Below are 17,087 nucleotides of genomic sequence, written 5' to 3'. Positions count from 1 at the left end.
GCTCCCCCTACTCCCCTACTCCCCTACTCCCCTACTCCCCTACTCCCCCACTCCCCCGCTCCCCCGCTCCCTTACTCCCCTACTCCCCCACTCCCCCGCTCCCCCGCTCCCTTACTCCCCTACTCCTCCGCTCCCCTACTTCCCTCCGACTGAAGTACATAAGTCAGCCAATATACATTTATCGCAGGCTGGATTTTTGGCCTTACAAATTGCCCGGCCATGATAAATTAATCGGATTGACCAATTTTCCCAATCAGGTTGAGGCAGTAACCGCATTAAATCTCGCTCTATTTTTATTGGATCGGAATGTTCTGTTAAACCCAATCTTTGACTTAACCGTTTAACATGAGTATCTACTGTTACCCCTACAATAATTCCGTAGGCATGAGCTAAAACAACATTAGCTGTTTTTCTTGCTACTCCAGGTAGTTGTAACAATTTTTCCATCTGCTTTGGCACTTGATAGTCGAACTTCTCAACTATCATTTGGCAAGCAGCCTTAATGTTTTTGGCTTTATTACGATAAAATCCGGTGGAGCGGACTAGGTTTTCTAATTCTTCAATATCTGCATTTGCTAGTGCTACAGCATCCGGGAATTTTTCAAACAGAGCAGGTGTAACTTTATTAACTCGTTCATCTGTACATTGAGCAGAAAGGATAGTCGCTACAAGTAACTGTACTGGGGTTTGATAACTCAAGGTACAGGTAGCATCTGGATAAAGACGTTTGAGACGAAGGAGTATTTCGAGCGATCGCTGTCGTTTTAGTGAAAATTTACGAGTTGTCACCATTATTTGGAAGGAAGAAGGAAGAGTTCAACAATTAATAATTAATAATTAATAATTAATAATTAATAATTACCTCTTCTTTTCAAGGAGAGGTAAGACTCAAAGGAAAATTTTTTCTCTCTTGGTTGATCGGATATGGCGAGGTCTCCTCGCCATCCCTCGACCGCTTGTTTCTCCTTTAAAGGAGAGGCTTTAAACCTTAATTATTCGGTAACAAGGAAGAGGCAGGAAGGAAAGAAAAATTAACCACTTTTTCTATCTGTATCTTTCTTGTTTACTCAAGAACTTAATTTATGAAATAAAAAAGGACAGGACTTATGCACGAGGCACGAAAAAGTAGCGTTTGAGATTGCTTCCCTATCGGTCGCTTCGGACAGAAATACGTTCTAATACGTAATATCATATCCGGATAATCAGTGATAAAAAACCTTCTCCCTTTGAAATTTTCTTTCCCTTCTGCCTTTCTTCCTACTCAGCACCGGGAGGATGTCACCTTTGGAGTAACGATCGCACTCCCTCCAGATTAGCAGTATCTCTAATAACTAGGAAAATTCCTAAACCTAACAATACTACTAAACCTGTCTGCATCACATTTTCCTGAACATTCAGAGGTAAGGGTTTACCTCTAACTCCCTCTATGAGTAAAAATGCTAACTGACCGCCGTCTAAAGCTGGTAAAGGTAAAATATTAATCACTGCTAAGTTAATGCTAATCAATGCAGCAAATTGAAATAATTCCCCCACATTATCTTCAGCAATTTTGGCCCCCATGTCTACAATGGCCACAGGCCCAGCAAGTTGCCCAGCAGTCTGACTAAAGTTACTAATGAGTTGCCCAAAACCTTGGAGTGTTAAAACTACAATCCTTTGAAATTCATTAGCACCGACGCTAAAAGCTGTAAAAATATTGTCAGGGCGATGTCGCACTATGTCTCCATTGGAAATTAGTTGTACTCCAATACGACCTTTGCCATCATCTCCTAAGTCTGGTGTGACTTCAAGAAATAGCTTTTGTCCGTCACGCTGAAGCTCCATCTCCAAAGGTTTATTAGGATTATTTTGAATTGTTTCTACTAGGGTAGTAATAGCTTCTTTGTCTGGGCCTAATTGCTGATCGTTAACGGATAAAATAATATCATTTGCTTTAATACCTGCTTTAGTAGCTGCAGAGCTAACATCTGTAGCTACTGCTGGAACTTTTACTCCTGGAGCATAGTTAAAATCTGGTATGCCAATGATACTCACTTGAGTAACTAATAGAAAATAAGCAAATATGAGATTGGCAATTACTCCCGCACTGAGAACGATCGCTCGGTCGAGGATAGGGCGGTTGCGTAATAAGTCTGGGTCATCTTTGGGAATTGTACTGTCGGGGTCATTATCGGGAAAACCTACAAAACCGCCAAATAGAAAGCTGCGGATAGCATATTCTGTTTCTGGCCCTTGATACTTCCATAATATCGGGCCAAATAAGCCAATGGAAAAACGATTAACGTGGATTTTTTGGAGTCGAGCTGCCAGAAAATGGCCTAACTCGTGAACTACAATGAGTGCGCCTAAAACTGCGATCGCTAACAATACGGACATTAGTTCTGTTAAGTTTCCAATTATATAAAGTTAAACTTCTATTATAATAGTAGGAAGAATCGGATATAGTGATTTTTCTGCCCAACTCTTGACCAAAATCCGCTCATTTTTGAACCATTACCACCTAAAACCTCGCATTTTTTGATACTTAAAAAAGCTAAAACCTTTATCTGTAAAGACTTTTAGATTTAATCAGCAAGCCCTAATTATCAATTATCAATTATCAATTATCAATTATCAATTATTGAACTATTCCCTATTCTTTTGACAACGTTCTAAATAAATTTGAGCTACTCGATCTTTAGGGTTTTTACTTAAACAATCTTGAAATAGTTGGGAAGCTTGACGGAATTTTCTTTGATAATACAATATTATTGCTTCTTCATATATATGTTTCGTAATTGTCTTACCCTCTAAACATTCAGGTGGATCTGCATCAAAAATTTCAAATACTGTCACTATTTCTGCTTTTCCTTTTACCTTAACTCTGTCAATTAATCTAATAGAATATTTTACTGAATTTTCTAATGCTATAAAAGTAGAATTACTTATTAATAAAGACACATCATATTGTTTGGTTAATTGTTCTAAACGAGATGCTAAGTTTACTGCATCACCAATAACTGTACCATCTATTCTTTGAGCGCCTCCTACTGTACCTAAAATCAAATCTCCTGTATTAATTCCAATTCCAACTTTTAATGGTAGTCTTTCTGGTCTTTGTCGAGTTTTATTATATTCATTTAGTCGTTTTAACATTGAAATACCTGCATGAATAGCGTCATCTGCTTTACTAGCAAATAGTGCCATTATTGCATCGCCAATGTATTTATCAATAAAGCCTTGATTTTCAATTATTGCGGGTTCCATAATAGAGAGATATCCATTGATAAACTTGAAACTCTCTTCTGGAGTCATGGTTTCTAAAATTGTAGTAAAGTTGCGAATATCAGCAAATAAAACTGACATTTTATGCTCTACACTATCTCCTAATTTGACATCTGTGATATTTTGATATCCCATCAAAGATAAAAATTGATGGGGTACAAATTTAGTTGCAGAAGCAGTTAATTTTAATTCAGCTTCTAAAGCTTTTTTTAAGCTTAGATTAGCCTGAGTTAATTCCTGATTTATTCTGTCTAAATCAGCATTTTTTTTGTCGATTTCCTTCCTCCTAAAATAGCTATTCAAAGCTTCTTTTACTGTTAATTTTAGGTCTTCAGATTCCCAAGGTTTAGGAATATAACGATATAAGTTTGCATAATTAATAGCATTTCCTACTCCTGCTATATCTGCTTGACCAGTCAGCATTATTTTCAGAGTTTGAGGAGATATTGAGTGAATACGTTTAAGTAGTTCATCTCCTTTCATATCTGGCATAATATAATCAGCAATTACTATTGGGATTTCATAATTATCTTTTTTTAAATCTATAAATATTTCTAAAGCTTCTTCACCACTTTGGGCTAATTCAATCAAATAATCATCTCCTAAATTTCCTTCTAATTCTATGCGGAGACTATCTAAAATCATAGGTTCGTCATCAACACAAATAATCACAATTTGATTCATCACCTTTGCTTTTTTTAGTTAATGAGTTAGGACTTATGCACCTCAACATATTTCCGTCCGAAGTGACCGATAGATTTTGCCGAGCAGTCCAGAACGGATAGCAATCTCAAGTCCTAGTTTTTCGTAGCTCATGGGTAAGTCCTGTTAGTATTAATCTGAGCATTTTCAATAGTTGATACTAATTCACCATGATTCCAAGGCTTAGTCAAGCAACAATATAGATTAGCTTCTTTTATCACTCTGTTAAGAGATTCTTCTTCAGCTTGTCCAGTCAACAAGATTTTGATAATTTGAGGATATTTACTATGAACTTTCATCAAAAGTTCATCTCCTTTAACCCCGGGCATTAACCAATCAGAAACTATGACGCAAATTTTTATTCCTTCTTCTTCTAATTCATCAATAATTTCTAGAGCTTCATTTGCTGTTTCTGCAAATTCGTAAACATATCGATCTTCAAAAGCCTCTATAAGCTCTACTTCTAAACTTTTTAAAATTAATAATTCATCATCCACACATATAATCGCCATTTCACTCATTTTTACTTTATCTCCATTTTCTTTATCGGTAAATATACTATAAAAGTAGTTTTGCCCCTTAAAGATTTAACTTCTATGTTACCATCATGTTTTTCAACTATTTTTTTCACAATATCTAATCCTAAACCACTACCTTCTCCTGCTGGTTTAGTTGTAAAAAATGGTTGAAATATTTTTGACATAATCTCTGGTGGTATGCCCTGACCACTATCAGTAATACTTACCTTAATATTTGCATCTGAGTGAGTTGCTTGAATAGTTAAGCTACCATGATATTCCATTGCTTGTAAAGCGTTGTGAATTAAATTTGTCCAAACTTGATTTAACTCGTCAGGATAACATTCGATAGGAGGTAAAGAATTATCAAATTCTTTTATAACTTCGACACCATGCTTAATTTTATTATGATATAGAGTTAAAACTGTTTCAATACCTTCCAGAACATTGGCTTTTATTTTCTCCCCTGTAGAGTCATAACGAGCATAAGTTTTGAGGGCAAATACTACTTTAGCAGCTCTTTCTGCAGCAGTACGAATAGTGTGACTACTGGTTTGAACATTAGCAAATTGATAAGCAATTTTAAGAATTTCTTCACTATTTGAGTCTCTCAATAATGGTAAAAATTCTTCTAAATTATCATAGACTCCTATTCCTACTAAATAGTTAGCAATAGTAGTACCTCGATCGACTAAATATGTCTTGAGTTGACTAACTAAATTTCTTTTAATTTGACGCTGCTCTCTAGTAGATAAAGAAGTACGTCCAGAGTTTGATTTTTTAAGTAGAGCAAAAAAGTCTTCCTGTCGCTCAGGAGAAAGTTCTTTGAAAAAAATAGGTAACTTTTCTAGATAAGTTTTCCAGAAATTAGCAATACTATTAATTGAGGAATTAATCGCCCCTAAAGGAGTATTAATTTCATGAGCTACTCCAGCCACTAATTGTCCGAGAGCAACCATTTTTTCTGATTGAATTAATTCTTGTTGAGCTGTTTGCAGTTGCTGAAGAGTAGTAGCTAACTCCTGATTTTTTTGACGTAGATTAAACTCTGCCTGGAGACGATCGCGAGATTCCATGGCCAGAGCAGTCATATATGCTAAATAACTACCGAAATTCTGCTCTTCTACTTCCCAATTTCTATTATTTCCTTTATTATCTAGACAAATAAAACCAGTTATTTGTCCTTTAAAATTAATAGGAATATTCAAAGTGCTGCTAACTGAGATAGGAGAAAAATAATCTACTAATTTTACTTGAGTATTGAGATGCTTATCAATATTATCTTCATTATTTTCGAGAATTATATCTGGATAATTAATATTTTGAAATAACAGAGGAATTTTTCCAGTAAAAAGTAAATTTTCTTGACTATGTTGTGTAGTCGATATTTCATAGGAATCTGCACATTTAAGTTCTGATTTATCCTCACTGTACAACCACACACTGGTTTTTTCTACATTAAGAATATTACTTGCTAATTCTGTAATTTCTTGTAAGGCAGCCTGCAAGTTTCCTTCATATAAATTTTTGTTCTTAGCTAGTTTCAACAATCCAGTTTGTTGTTTTTTAAGACGAATTTCTCTAGCTTGTATTGCCAATCCTGCTGCAACTTTTTCTTTGATTTGTGTTTCTAAAATCGTATTTGCTTCTACTAATTCAGCAGTACGCAAACGCAACCCTTCTGTAGCTTTTTGAACCCGATTTTCTAACTCATCATAAGCTTTACGGCGTGCTATTTCTGCTCTTTGGCGAAGTAATTCTGAAGTGGCTCTCGCGGCAAACACTCGCACCATTGCTATAATATTGTCTTCATTCGCTAATTGTTTATTATTAACCACAGACAATACTCCAATTACTTGCTGATTTTCATCTAACAATGGTACTCCTAGATAAGATTCAGCTTTCATATTTTGCAAAATAGTTTTCTTGGGAAAATATTCCTGAATTTTTTGGGGATAGTATAATAATCTTTCTTGGTTAATAACTGCTCTACAAGGTAAATCAAGAAAATTATATTTGATATTATCTCTAATTTTTCCCTTTCCCCAAATAGCTAATGTTTTTAACTTGAAAGAGTTGTTAATTCTTTCACTAACAATTATATAAGTAACATCCAAAGCTTTTGCTAAATTTTCTACTAAAGCTGGAAAAAATTCTTCCCCTGTAACTGAAGAAGTCGCAACAACAATATTTTGTAATATCTGTTCCGTTTGTTGACGTTCTACTATTTGATTTTGTAATTCTTGATTAACTGCTTCTAGTTGTTCTGGCGTTTTTAAAGCCAAAAATTGAGGCAAAAGTGTAGCCAATTGTAAAGCTGTATAACAAGAAACTAAAGCAGTTAATGTTTGTTCCACACCTGAAAACCAGTAAGCAGGATGCCACAATGTCCAGACTTCTAATAAATGACCAAGCCCACATAAAGTAATGAATGCTCCAAATAAAATAAATACTCCTAAAAATGGCAGTTCATTTTTACGTTTACAGGCAAAATACAGTAAAATTGCTGTTATAGAAAAATAGGCGATCGCAGTTAGTAGATCGCTTAGAAGGTGGAGCCATACTAATGAAGTTTGCCATAAATAACAACTACCATGAGGCATATATTGAGTTGGAGAAAAAATTGTTTTTAATAGTTCCCTCATTTTTTTGACCTTAATTATAATTACTATGGAGGAATCAGAATTCAGAAGTCAGGATTCTGAATCCAGAATTCAGAAGTCAGGACGGAAGAAGAAGGAGGAGGACAATAAAGTTTTTGTTTCGTGCTACTAAACAGACATTATAAAAAGCTCCATTTTTGAATACCTTAAATTTAGATACAGGATTTCGTTATTTTTGACAAATCATACCAAATCCGTTTTAGATAGGAGCTTTATTAGGAAAGTAAGGCAGAAGGATTGAGGAGATTTGGAAAAAGTACCTTTTCATAACCATATTTAGTATCATATTACAGCAGATTCGGTGGTATATGAAGTACAGATATTAACAATTAAACGTTCCTAGTGCGGGCATCTTGCTCGCGACGAGTATTCCTCACCAAGGTGGAATCTGCTGTATGTCTGCACTTTATCGTTTGCGTAAACCCAAGGATAATTCAGTTATCAGTTATCAGTTATCAGTTATCAGTTATCAGTACTTCTTGCCTCTAGCTGAAGCAAGAAAATACGGAATCTTCTTTATTTTATTCTCTTAAAAGAGAAGGCTTCAGACCCAAATTTTTCGGTGAATATCTACAGGAAATTTAAGTTTTTTCCTTCTTCCCTCTTCCTTCTTCCCTCTTCCTTCTTCCCTCTTCCTTCTTCCCTCTTCCTTCTTCCCTCTTCCTTCTTCCCTCTTCCTTCTTTCCTCTTCTTCCCTCTTCTTCCCTCTTCCTTTTGACATCAAAAAGTGAAGCCCTAAGTTCTGTCCTTACTTAGGGCTTCGTTTGATCACTCAATTGTACACGCGATCGCATTTAATTCTCGGTTTTAATCTTTCATCATTGGGTTTTACCAGTTAAACTATCCTTGCATATTAATTAAATTGGAGCAAGGAGCCGGATGCGAGCCGGCATTTCAATGATATTTTTCCTCGAAATTCGTTCTCGCGACAGTGACGAATATTCAGCTTGGATTGACTACTCCCCGTAGCTGTTGCCGAGGGGATTCTAAGTTGATACTACGCAACAGGATAAATCCATGTTGCTTCGTTTTTTCTTAGCTGACCAAAGATATGTTCTTTGGGGACAATTTCATTGTGCCCCTACACAGTCGGCTTAAGTAGGGGCGATTCGCGAATCGCCCCTACTGCTTTCTGCTTACTTTTGTCTAAACGTTTGTATATCCAGATAATAGCACAGGACAACTAAAGTTGTCTAGTCTAAACGACTCCCTTGTTTTCATCCCCCGGTTAAAACACGGGGGCTTTCAACGTCGCTTTTCGGTAAGTCTGTCAACTGCTTTTCTAGAAACAATAGATAACTAACTGGGGCTTGAGTCAACAATGTTTGACCATCAACAACTACATCAGCGCGGGCAGTACAGTTTGTCCAATCTTTTGTTGCTGTCACATCAAACAACTTGCTTAATACCTCGGCGGTTTTGCGGATAATCTCTTCTGCTTTAACCTCCACCTTTTTCGACTCTGGTGGGAGTTGTTCTCCCTCCTCATCCTTGGGGCGATAGGTTCGAGAAATACCAGAAAGTAAAGCAGGTTTCTGCAAAGCTTTTTGAGCTTCTGCTAGTTCCTGCACTGACCGACTTTTGATTCCTTTTTCAATCGCAATAATTTGATTTAGTCGTGCCATCTGAGTCCATTTGTTTTGTATTACTTGTATTATATTGTAATTTATGACAACTGTCTACTAGAATTTATCAGGAAAGGCAGAGGGCAGAAAGCAGAAGTCAAAAAACAGATAACAGATGGCAGAAGCTTTGTAGTCTACCTTTGTAAAAACCGCTATAAAACTCAGACAACACCAGATTTTTCCTTTTTTTCCTCCTTCCTTTCTTCTTTCTTCCTTCTTCCTTCTTCCTTCTTCCCTCTTCCTTCTTCTATAAGCTAGAATAAATTTTGTAGAGTTCAAGTAAAGCAATGAGTTTAGAAAAAGATTTATTGAAGCAATATTTAAGACCTATGAAAGAAAAAGATTTATTGAAAACTTTGAAAAAAACTGCAAAAAAAGCTTCTAAGATGAACATTTCCGCAGTCAAAAACTCAGATGATTTTCGTTTAAATAAAAAAGCATAAAAGAAGATAATTTTATCTAATTTAAAGTCGTCAAAGTGGTTGAAATCCCTAATAGTTATAAAATAATTTTTCTTGATTTTAAGTATATAAAATTAGGTAAGGGGATAGGGAACAGGGAATATGACTATATTTGACATATAAAAATAAAGCTTAAAACTCAGAAAACACTAGATTTTTTCCTCTTCCCCTCTATCTTTTCCTTTTCCCTTCTACCTTTTTATTTTGCAGAATAATTAAGGTTTAATGCCTCTCCTTTAAAGGAGAAAAAGAAAAATTTTTCCTTTTAGTCAATCCTCTCCTTGAAAAGAAGCAGTAATTATTAATTATTAATTATTAATTATTAATTATTAATTATTAAACTTCTTCCTTCTTTTTCGATCATGAGTAATAATCCTAATCAAATTTATTTCGATACTGGTTTGGTAAATAAATTAACATTAGATACTGAAGATGTTAAACAATTGCTGTTAGCCAATAATATCGCTACATTATCTGCAGCAGTAAAAGAGCAAAAAATTAGCTTAGACTTAATAATTAAGGCATTACGAGATAGTTCACCAGAAATACAATGGAGAGCTTATACTATTTTGCAAGAAATAGAAGAGCCTCAAGTTATACAGGCATTATCAGAATATCAATGGAAAGCAGCTAGACTTTTAGAATTATATATAAATGGTAATAGAAAATTTATTAGGGCTAATTTGTGTAATGCTGAATTAATAGATGTTGATTTGAGTCGGATTAATTTAAGTTCAGCCAACCTTAAAAATTCTAACTTGAGAAATACAAATTTCAGTCAGGCTAATTTGCAAAATGCTAATCTAACAGAAGCTTATTTAAGCTGTTGTAATTTCAGTCATGCTTGTTTGAAAGGGGTTGATTTTACTCATGCTTTTATGTGGGGAGCTAATCTCAGTAATGTTGACTTAAATGGAATGTATTTAGTAAATATAAACTTCAGTCATGTTAATTTACAAAATGCCAATTTAAGTCAGGCTAATTTAAGTTATGCCAACTTGAAAAGTGCTGATTGTTGTGATGCAAATTTGAGGAAGATTATTCTCAAAAATGCGAATCTAATTAACATTAATTTGACAAGGGTAAATTTACAGGAAGCTGACCTGAGATATACTAATTTAAGTGGAGCTAATCTTCAAGAAGCTGACCTGAAAAACGCTAATTTGAAATATGCAGAATTATGGGATGCTAATTTGAGTAGAGCTAATTTTTTTGGTGCTGACTTGAGTAATGCTAATTTAGAATCTGCAAATCTTCAAGATGCTAATTTAGAAAATACTAACCTTGAGAATACTAATCTGGAAAATGCTAATTTAGTAGGCTGTAAATTACCAATGGATAATGGGTAATTGATAATGGATAATTGATAATTAATCGCGCTCTAGGTAATTATCTATTATCAATTAATGAACGTAGGTTTATCTAAATTTGGAGGCGGGTTGATCTAAATCTAATGTTGAGCAATTAACTTAACGTGGAACCCGCCCCTCTCTGAAAACTTTTGACTTTTATTTTTTGACTTATGACTTCGCTAACTCTGCATATGTGTTGTCATATAATGTCTACGAGTGAACTACCCCATCGTATAGACTGATGGAGCTTCTGAACTCAAAGGGGAATGCCTCAAGACAGACTTACGTCCACCTTTTGGTCTTACTTCCCCTCCTTCAGCAGCAGTCCTTCCAAGACCGATAGTTGTCTGATGTTTTCTGCTCTAATGTTTTTACTCGCATTTTCGTCTCGATGATGGTGAGTACCACAACTCGGACAAGTCCACTCTCTCACATCTAATGGCATTTCTGATATTTGATAGAGACAATTAGAGCAAGTTTTAGAGCTAGGAAACCATCTATTAATCTCTACTAATAAACCACCTTTTTGTTGCAGTTTATAGTCAAGAAATTGGATGCTACGCAGTTTATTTATTTGTAGGGCATTCATCCCTAACCTTTAGAAGATGAGGGAATTCTGCCCAACATTCTGTTAATATTTTTCCACATTACAGAATAATTAAGGTTTAAATCCTCTCATGAGCAAGGAGAAACAAGAAAAAATTTTCCTTTTATTCAATCCTCTTCCTTTTAGTAATTATCAATTATCAATTATCCATTATCCATTATCCATTATCCATTATCCATTATCCATTATTGAAACGGAGATTTAAGTCTTGGGTATAGATCTGCGCAGCTATGTATACATAGATAATTTGCAACCTCAACACGCCGCTTATATTGGTACAGTGGCCCTTGGCTTCTTGCCCCTACCTGGGGATACCTCTCTGTGGGTGGAGATTTCACCAGGTATTGAAATTAATCGGATTACTGATGTGGCCCTCAAGTCTAATTCTGTTCGGCCTGGGGTGCAGTTTGTGGAACGACTTTATGGTTTACTAGAAATTCATTCGAGTCGTCAGGGAGATACGAAAGCTGCTGGAAAGGCAATTTTACAAGCTCTGGGGGTGGCGGAACGCGATCGCCTCAAACCTCGTATTGTCTCTAGTCAGGTAATCCGGAATATTGATTCTCACCAAGCACAATTGATTAATCGTAATCGTCGGGGCCAAATGCTTTTGGGTGGACAAACTCTCTATGTATTAGAAGTACAACCTGCTGCCTATGCTGCTTTAGCTGCTAATGAAGCGGAGAAAGCTGCTCTAATTAATATTTTGCAAATTCAAGCTGTGGGTAGTTTTGGCAGGCTTTATTTGGGAGGGGAAGAACGAGATATTTTGGCAGGTTCTCGAGCAGCCTTGGAGGCCATGCAAAATGTTTCTGGTAGAGAACATTCTGATAAAGCTCAAGAATAATTAATAATTAATAATTAATAATTAATAATTACCGAAGAATTAATAATTAAATAATTAAATAATTCGGGTGCATCTCATAGCAAGCAAAAATACTTTTTTACTATATATATTCCCTGTTCCCTGTTCCCTGTTCCCTGTTCCCTGTTCCCTAAAAGCGATAATTTTTTGGTTTTATTCACGCATTGAGATGCACCCAATAATTCAGCTAATTCCGCCTCCCCTTTCAAGGGGAAAAAAGCGGTTGAGGAATGGGGAGTTCTCGGAGCTGTCCGACTATCGACTAAGAGAATAAATTGTTTCTTTTTATACCAATTCCCAAAAGTAATGCTATACTTGGGCAATACTTCAGCTATTAAGTAATTAACACTAACCAAATAACTTTTTTGCTAATTTTAGCTATGTTAATGTTAATTATTATAATGTTTACTTCTCCCCCACTCCCCTACTCCCCTACTCCCCTGCTCAAGAAAGCGTAGAAAAGTTTTTGAGAAATGGTATTAGTCAACCCTCTCGGTTTTAACCAGAGGTAATTATTAACTATCCATTATCCATTAATGAACTCTCCTTTTCTAAAGATAGGGTTGACGCAAAAGGGAAAATTCTACTTTCTGTTTCTCCCCATACCTCCCACACCTCCCACCCTAATTCCAATCGGAGTCATCAGTTAAACTTTTTGTTCTTCTTTCTGTTCCCTACAAAATGAGAATTGCTATATGATAATTATGCATGGGTACTTAAAAATTTGTACATAACCAATTTTGTTAAAACTTGTTCCTTAAAATAGAAATTTCTATAAATTTAACAATGTCAGAAAAACTTAAATTAATGGTTGTTGATGATGAATCTAATAATTTGGATTTACTATATAGGACTTTTAGACGTGAATTTAAAGTTATTAAGGCAGAAAGTGCTACTGTAGCGATGGAAATTCTTGAAGCTGAAGGGGAAATGGCTATTATTATTTCTGACCAAAGTATGCCAGATATGACAGGTATTCAATTTTTGATCAAAACAAAAGAAAGCTTTCCTGATACTATTCGTATTTTGTTAAGTGGTTATGCTGAAGAACAAATGAATTGTGATGTTGATGAGATAGCACGGGCTGATATTTTTAAATGTGTAACTAAACCTTGTTCTCTTCCAGAATTGAAAGAAGTCATTGGAGAATGTGCGGAATTATATAGAATGAAAAAGAGTTTATAGGAAAGAATTAAATACCTGAAGTTTGTTATTTCAGTATTGAAAAACCAGCACAAAATTTATGTATAAAATATAATGAAAAATTGTTAAGCTTAAACATTATCTATCGCAGTGGAAGGAAAGGGTGCGGACATATCAAAAGCTTAAAACTCAGAAAACAGAAGATTTCTCCTTCTTACTTCTTCCTTCTTCCCTCTTCCTTCTGCTATTAATAGTTTGGCCATGAAAAAACATAACTTGCTCTTAACCTAACCTTGGAGATTAATTATAGATGCTCAGATTAGAACATATAAGTAAAATTTATCCTACAGGTGTTGTTCTTAAAGATGTTAATTGGGAGGTTAAACCAGGCGATCGCATTGGGTTAGTGGGTGTAAATGGGGCAGGAAAATCTACTCAATTAAAAATTATTACTGGGGAAATAGAACCTTCTTCTGGAGAAATTATTCGTCCTGCTAGTTTAGAAATTGCTTACTTAAATCAAGAGTTTGAAGTAGATCCTAATCGTACTGTGAGAGAAGAATTTTGGAGGGTATTTAAGGAGGCTAATGAAATCCATGAATCTATCCAAAAAGTACAGTTAGAAATGGAAACTGCTACTGTTGAAGAGTTGGATGAATTGATACATAAATTAGACCGTTTACAACGACAATTTGAGGGTTTAAATGGTTATGCACTAGATGCAGAAATTGAGAAAATTTTGCCGGAAATGGGATTTGAACCGGAAGATGGCGACCGCTTGGTTAGTGCTTTTAGTGGTGGTTGGCAAATGCGTATGAGTTTGGGTAAAATTCTCTTACAAAATCCAGATATATTATTATTGGATGAACCTACGAACCATTTAGATTTAGAAACAATTGAATGGTTGGAGGATTATTTGAAAAAGTTAACTACTCCAATGGTGATAGTTTCCCATGACCGGGAATTTCTTGACCGTCTTTCGACTCAAATTGTGGAAACAGAACGAGGAGTTTCTAACACTTATTTGGGTAATTATTCGGCTTATTTACAACAAAAGTTAGAAAATCAAGCGGCACAACTCAGTACTTACGAACGACAACAAAAAGAAATAGAAAAGCAACAAGCTTTTGTGGAACGTTTTCGCGCTAGTGCTACTCGGAGTACTCAGGCAAAAAGTAGAGAAAAACAATTAGAAAAAATAGAACTTGTAGAAGCACCTGTAGCAGGATTAAGAAGTTTAAGTTTCCGTTTTCCTCCAGCTCCCCGTAGTGGTAGAGAGGTAGTAACAATTCAAGATTTAGTTCATATTTATGGGGAGAAAATTTTATTTTTAGGAGCAAATTTAGAGATAGAAAGAGGCGACCGGATTGCTTTTTTGGGGCCGAATGGTAGTGGGAAATCTACTATTTTGCGGATGATTATGGGAATGGAAGAACCTACAGAAGGTGTTGTGAAATTAGGTAATCATAATGTTATTCCTAGTTATTTTGAGCAAAACCAAGCGGAAGCTTTAGACCTGACAAAAAATGTGATGGAAACTATCCATGATGAGGTGCCGGAGTGGAAAAATGAGGAAGTAAGAACTTTACTTGGTAATTTCTTATTTAGTGGTGAGACGGTATTTAAAAAAGTAGCTGCTTTAAGTGGGGGTGAAAAGGCACGTTTGGCTTTAGCAAAAATGTTACTTAAACCTGGTAATTTTATGTTACTTGATGAGCCAACAAATCATTTGGATATTCCGGCAAAGGAAATGTTGGAGGAGGCGTTGAAAAATTATGATGGAACTGTGGTTATTGTTTCTCACGACCGTTATTTTATATCTCAGGTGGCAAATAAAATTGTGGAAATTCGTGATGGTGATTTTCAAGTTTATTTAGGAGATTATCATTATTATTTAGATAAGATTGAGGAGGAAAAAGAGGCAGAAAGGGTGGCAAAGATTATGGCGGAAAAAGCGGCTAAGAAAGCTGAGAAAGCGGCTAAGAAAAAACAGAAAGATAAGGAGAAAGCGGCGGCTAAACGTAAGTAAGGGGAGTGGGGGAGTGAGGGAGTGAGGGAGTAGGGGAGTGAGGGAGTAGGGGAGTAGGGGAGTAGGGGAGTAGGGGAGTGGGGGAGTGGGGGAGTAGGGGAGTAGGGGAGAGATAAATATACAGCAAATTCCACTTTAGCGAGGTATACCCATCGCGGGCAAGATGCCCGCACTACAAACATCTAATTGTTAATTTCTGTACCTCTTATGTGAGGAATCTGCTGTAAGAATAATTAACAATAACTGATGTGATAATTATCAAAAAAATTATTTACTTAGTGTGTTAATTACTTAATAATTGAAGTGTCACTTAAGTTAAGTATTCTTTTTTCACCCTTGATATTACTTCTTATACCAATTCCCAAAAGTATTGCTATACTTCAGCTATACTTCAACAGTCAAATAGTTACCAAGATTAAAAGTTTGTTTTTGACAATTATTAGTTGGTATTTTATAGATTTTTCCTGCTTTTACTCTCCCCACACCTCCCACACTTCCCACACTTCCTCACCCAATCAGATATAGCATTCTTTTTGAGAAATGGTATAAGGGAGTGGGGGAGTAGGGAGAAATAAATATACAGCAAATTCTACTTTAGCGAGGTATACCCATCGCGGGCAAGATGCCCGCACTTGGAACATTTAATTGTTAATTTATGTACTTTATATACCTGTAATCTGCTGTAAGAATAATTAACAATAACTGCCGTGCTAATTATCAAAAAAATTATTTACTTAGCGCGTTAATTACTTAATAATTGAAGTGTCACTTAAGTTAAGTATTCTTTTTTCACCCTTGATATTACTTCTTACTTCTTCCCTCTTCCTTCTTCCCTCTCTCTTTTTCCTTCTTCCTTCTTCCTTTGAAATAGCTGTTGTCCTAGCATTGGGCAGTAAAAACAACGGAATATTAAGAGTCAAAATTTTTCCCTCTTCTTTCTTCCTTACTTCCCTACTTTTACTTCTTCCCTCTTCCTTCTTTTTTAACTATGTCTATTATTCACTTTGAAAATATAATTTTGTTGACTTACCTCACAATATCTATGGGTTGGAAACAACCTATTGTGAGACCAATTCCCAAAAATAATGCTTCAGTAATTTTTGCAAAGGTTATAGGGATTAAACCAAAATATATTATGTCTTTTAACCCTACTCCCTACTCCCTACTCCCTACTCCCTACTCTCAAATAAATGTAGCAAGACTTTTGATAAATGGTATGAGACCATCAAATTATCAAATTAATCCAGTAACAAGTCAGTTATTGACACAAAATTCTCAACCAGTCGCGGCAGAATTAACGGAGATTTTACCGAAAATCAAACAACAAACTAAGGTGCCAATTTTACTTCCGAGTCAATTATTAATTACAGGTACAGATAATCAAATTTATGTTGATGGGAAAGGCACAAATAATAGTTATGAAATAACTTTAGCTTTTGAAAAAGATTGTACTGCTAATGCTTGTTCTATTGGTTATATGAGTGGAGAAAAAGGAGGCAAACCTTTAGATGATGAATTTAGTCGAGAATTGAGTTTAGTACAAGACATTAAAGGATATTTTAGACCTTTAACTTGTGGAGCATCTTGTGCGCCTCCAATTATTGGGTGGGAATATAAAGGAGTATTCTATCGTATATCTTTAAAAGGCGTTGGTCAAAGTCCAGAAATTGAGGGGGAGACTTTGAAAAAAATGGCTAATTCTGCTATTGAAGCAGGAGCGAGATAGTTTTTTGGTAGGGGAGTAGGGGAGTGGGGGAGTAGGGGAGTGGGGGAGTAGGGGGGTGGGGGAGTGGGGGAGTAGGGAGTAGGGGAGTAGGGGAGGAGGGGAGTAGGGGAGTGGGGGAGTAGGGAGTAGGGG

Annotated in this window: 14 protein-coding genes and 1 pseudogene; 6 read left to right on the top strand and 9 right to left on the bottom strand. The window is 35.7% G+C overall.

Annotation, left to right across the window (positions count from 1 at the left end; translation table 11 throughout):
• Positions 1 to 135: 135 nt before the first annotated feature.
• The 7 genes from nth to F6K54_RS23235 form a co-directional block, all read right to left on the bottom strand.
• Complete coding sequence (gene nth / locus F6K54_RS23265) at positions 136 to 792, bottom strand: endonuclease III (protein ID WP_293082579.1); 657 nt, start codon at positions 790 to 792, stop codon at positions 136 to 138.
• Positions 793 to 1,278: 486 nt separating this feature from the next.
• A complete protein-coding gene (rseP, locus tag F6K54_RS23260; RefSeq protein WP_293082576.1) occupies positions 1,279 to 2,376 on the bottom strand; it encodes an RIP metalloprotease RseP in 1,098 nt (365 codons plus the stop codon).
• 249 nt (positions 2,377 to 2,625) lie between these two features.
• Positions 2,626 to 3,948 carry an adenylate/guanylate cyclase domain-containing protein gene (locus tag F6K54_RS23255; protein WP_293082574.1) on the bottom strand — a complete coding sequence of 441 codons (1,323 nt, stop codon included), beginning with the start codon at positions 3,946 to 3,948 and terminating at the stop codon, positions 2,626 to 2,628.
• Between the two features lie 128 nt (positions 3,949 to 4,076).
• Positions 4,077 to 4,487 (bottom strand): response regulator, encoded by a 411-nt coding sequence (locus F6K54_RS23250; protein ID WP_293082572.1) that lies wholly within the window; start codon positions 4,485 to 4,487, stop codon positions 4,077 to 4,079.
• A gap of 2 nt (positions 4,488 to 4,489) precedes the next feature.
• Entirely contained in the window at positions 4,490 to 7,129 is a 2,640-nt protein-coding gene (locus F6K54_RS23245; protein WP_293082569.1) for an ATP-binding protein, read from the bottom strand.
• Between the two features lie 562 nt (positions 7,130 to 7,691).
• Positions 7,692 to 7,868: a hypothetical protein gene (locus tag F6K54_RS23240; protein WP_293082568.1), complete on the bottom strand. Its 177-nt coding sequence runs from the start codon at positions 7,866 to 7,868 to the stop codon at positions 7,692 to 7,694.
• A gap of 496 nt (positions 7,869 to 8,364) precedes the next feature.
• Entirely contained in the window at positions 8,365 to 8,772 is a 408-nt protein-coding gene (locus F6K54_RS23235) for a hypothetical protein (protein WP_293082565.1), read from the bottom strand.
• Between the two features lie 287 nt (positions 8,773 to 9,059).
• On the opposite strand from F6K54_RS23235, the gene F6K54_RS23230 reads away from it, so the two are divergent.
• Together F6K54_RS23230 and F6K54_RS23225 are read left to right on the top strand one after the other, a co-directional pair.
• The gene (locus F6K54_RS23230; RefSeq protein WP_293082563.1) at positions 9,060 to 9,215 is read left to right on the top strand and encodes a hypothetical protein; all 156 of its coding nucleotides are present in this window, start codon (positions 9,060 to 9,062) and stop codon (positions 9,213 to 9,215) included.
• A gap of 380 nt (positions 9,216 to 9,595) precedes the next feature.
• The gene (locus tag F6K54_RS23225) at positions 9,596 to 10,582 is read left to right on the top strand and encodes a pentapeptide repeat-containing protein (protein WP_293082560.1); all 987 of its coding nucleotides are present in this window, start codon (positions 9,596 to 9,598) and stop codon (positions 10,580 to 10,582) included.
• 224 nt (positions 10,583 to 10,806) lie between these two features.
• Here F6K54_RS23225 and F6K54_RS23220 read toward each other — a convergent pair.
• A pseudogene (locus F6K54_RS23220) lies at positions 10,807 to 11,141 on the bottom strand (zinc ribbon domain-containing protein); the annotation flags it as partial.
• 259 nt (positions 11,142 to 11,400) lie between these two features.
• Here F6K54_RS23220 and F6K54_RS23215 point away from each other — a divergent pair.
• The 3 genes from F6K54_RS23215 (at position 11,401) to F6K54_RS23205 (ending at position 15,229) form a co-directional block, all read left to right on the top strand.
• Positions 11,401 to 12,039: a hypothetical protein gene (locus tag F6K54_RS23215; RefSeq protein ID WP_293082557.1), complete on the top strand. Its 639-nt coding sequence runs from the start codon at positions 11,401 to 11,403 to the stop codon at positions 12,037 to 12,039.
• Between the two features lie 804 nt (positions 12,040 to 12,843).
• Positions 12,844 to 13,242, top strand: coding sequence for a response regulator (locus F6K54_RS23210; protein ID WP_293082554.1), 399 nt, complete (start codon positions 12,844 to 12,846; stop codon positions 13,240 to 13,242).
• Positions 13,243 to 13,510: 268 nt separating this feature from the next.
• Complete coding sequence (locus F6K54_RS23205; RefSeq protein ID WP_293082552.1) at positions 13,511 to 15,229, top strand: ABC-F family ATP-binding cassette domain-containing protein; 1,719 nt, start codon at positions 13,511 to 13,513, stop codon at positions 15,227 to 15,229.
• A gap of 746 nt (positions 15,230 to 15,975) precedes the next feature.
• Here F6K54_RS23205 and F6K54_RS23200 read toward each other — a convergent pair.
• Positions 15,976 to 16,149 (bottom strand): hypothetical protein, encoded by a 174-nt coding sequence (locus F6K54_RS23200; RefSeq protein ID WP_293082550.1) that lies wholly within the window; start codon positions 16,147 to 16,149, stop codon positions 15,976 to 15,978.
• Between the two features lie 68 nt (positions 16,150 to 16,217).
• Between F6K54_RS23200 and F6K54_RS23195 the strand changes: the two genes are divergently transcribed.
• Complete coding sequence (locus F6K54_RS23195; RefSeq protein ID WP_293082549.1) at positions 16,218 to 16,955, top strand: hypothetical protein; 738 nt, start codon at positions 16,218 to 16,220, stop codon at positions 16,953 to 16,955.
• Positions 16,956 to 17,087: the final 132 nt, after the last annotated feature.

It is taken from the genome of Okeania sp. SIO3B5 (assembly GCF_010692555.1).
In the GTDB taxonomy this organism is placed as follows: domain Bacteria; phylum Cyanobacteriota; class Cyanobacteriia; order Cyanobacteriales; family Microcoleaceae; genus Okeania.
The sequence above is the reverse complement of the archived record's forward strand: the minus strand, read 5'-3'. Positions and strand labels throughout refer to the sequence as shown.

What these genes read in the sequence shown, in the direction of transcription:
- nth (WP_293082579.1), bottom strand. Translation starts at nt 792, where the DNA reads ATGGTGACAACTCGTAAATTTTCACTAAAACGACAGCGATCGCTCGAA.
- rseP (WP_293082576.1), bottom strand. Translation starts at nt 2,376, where the DNA reads ATGTCCGTATTGTTAGCGATCGCAGTTTTAGGCGCACTCATTGTAGTT.
- F6K54_RS23255 (WP_293082574.1), bottom strand. Translation starts at nt 3,948, where the DNA reads ATGAATCAAATTGTGATTATTTGTGTTGATGACGAACCTATGATTTTA.
- F6K54_RS23250 (WP_293082572.1), bottom strand. Translation starts at nt 4,487, where the DNA reads ATGAGTGAAATGGCGATTATATGTGTGGATGATGAATTATTAATTTTA.
- F6K54_RS23245 (WP_293082569.1), bottom strand. Translation starts at nt 7,129, where the DNA reads ATGAGGGAACTATTAAAAACAATTTTTTCTCCAACTCAATATATGCCT.
- F6K54_RS23240 (WP_293082568.1), bottom strand. Translation starts at nt 7,868, where the DNA reads ATGTCAAAAGGAAGAGGGAAGAAGAGGGAAGAAGAGGAAAGAAGGAAG.
- F6K54_RS23235 (WP_293082565.1), bottom strand. Translation starts at nt 8,772, where the DNA reads ATGGCACGACTAAATCAAATTATTGCGATTGAAAAAGGAATCAAAAGT.
- F6K54_RS23230 (WP_293082563.1), top strand. Translation starts at nt 9,060, where the DNA reads ATGAGTTTAGAAAAAGATTTATTGAAGCAATATTTAAGACCTATGAAA.
- F6K54_RS23225 (WP_293082560.1), top strand. Translation starts at nt 9,596, where the DNA reads ATGAGTAATAATCCTAATCAAATTTATTTCGATACTGGTTTGGTAAAT.
- F6K54_RS23210 (WP_293082554.1), top strand. Translation starts at nt 12,844, where the DNA reads ATGTCAGAAAAACTTAAATTAATGGTTGTTGATGATGAATCTAATAAT.
- F6K54_RS23205 (WP_293082552.1), top strand. Translation starts at nt 13,511, where the DNA reads ATGCTCAGATTAGAACATATAAGTAAAATTTATCCTACAGGTGTTGTT.
- F6K54_RS23195 (WP_293082549.1), top strand. Translation starts at nt 16,218, where the DNA reads ATGTCTATTATTCACTTTGAAAATATAATTTTGTTGACTTACCTCACA.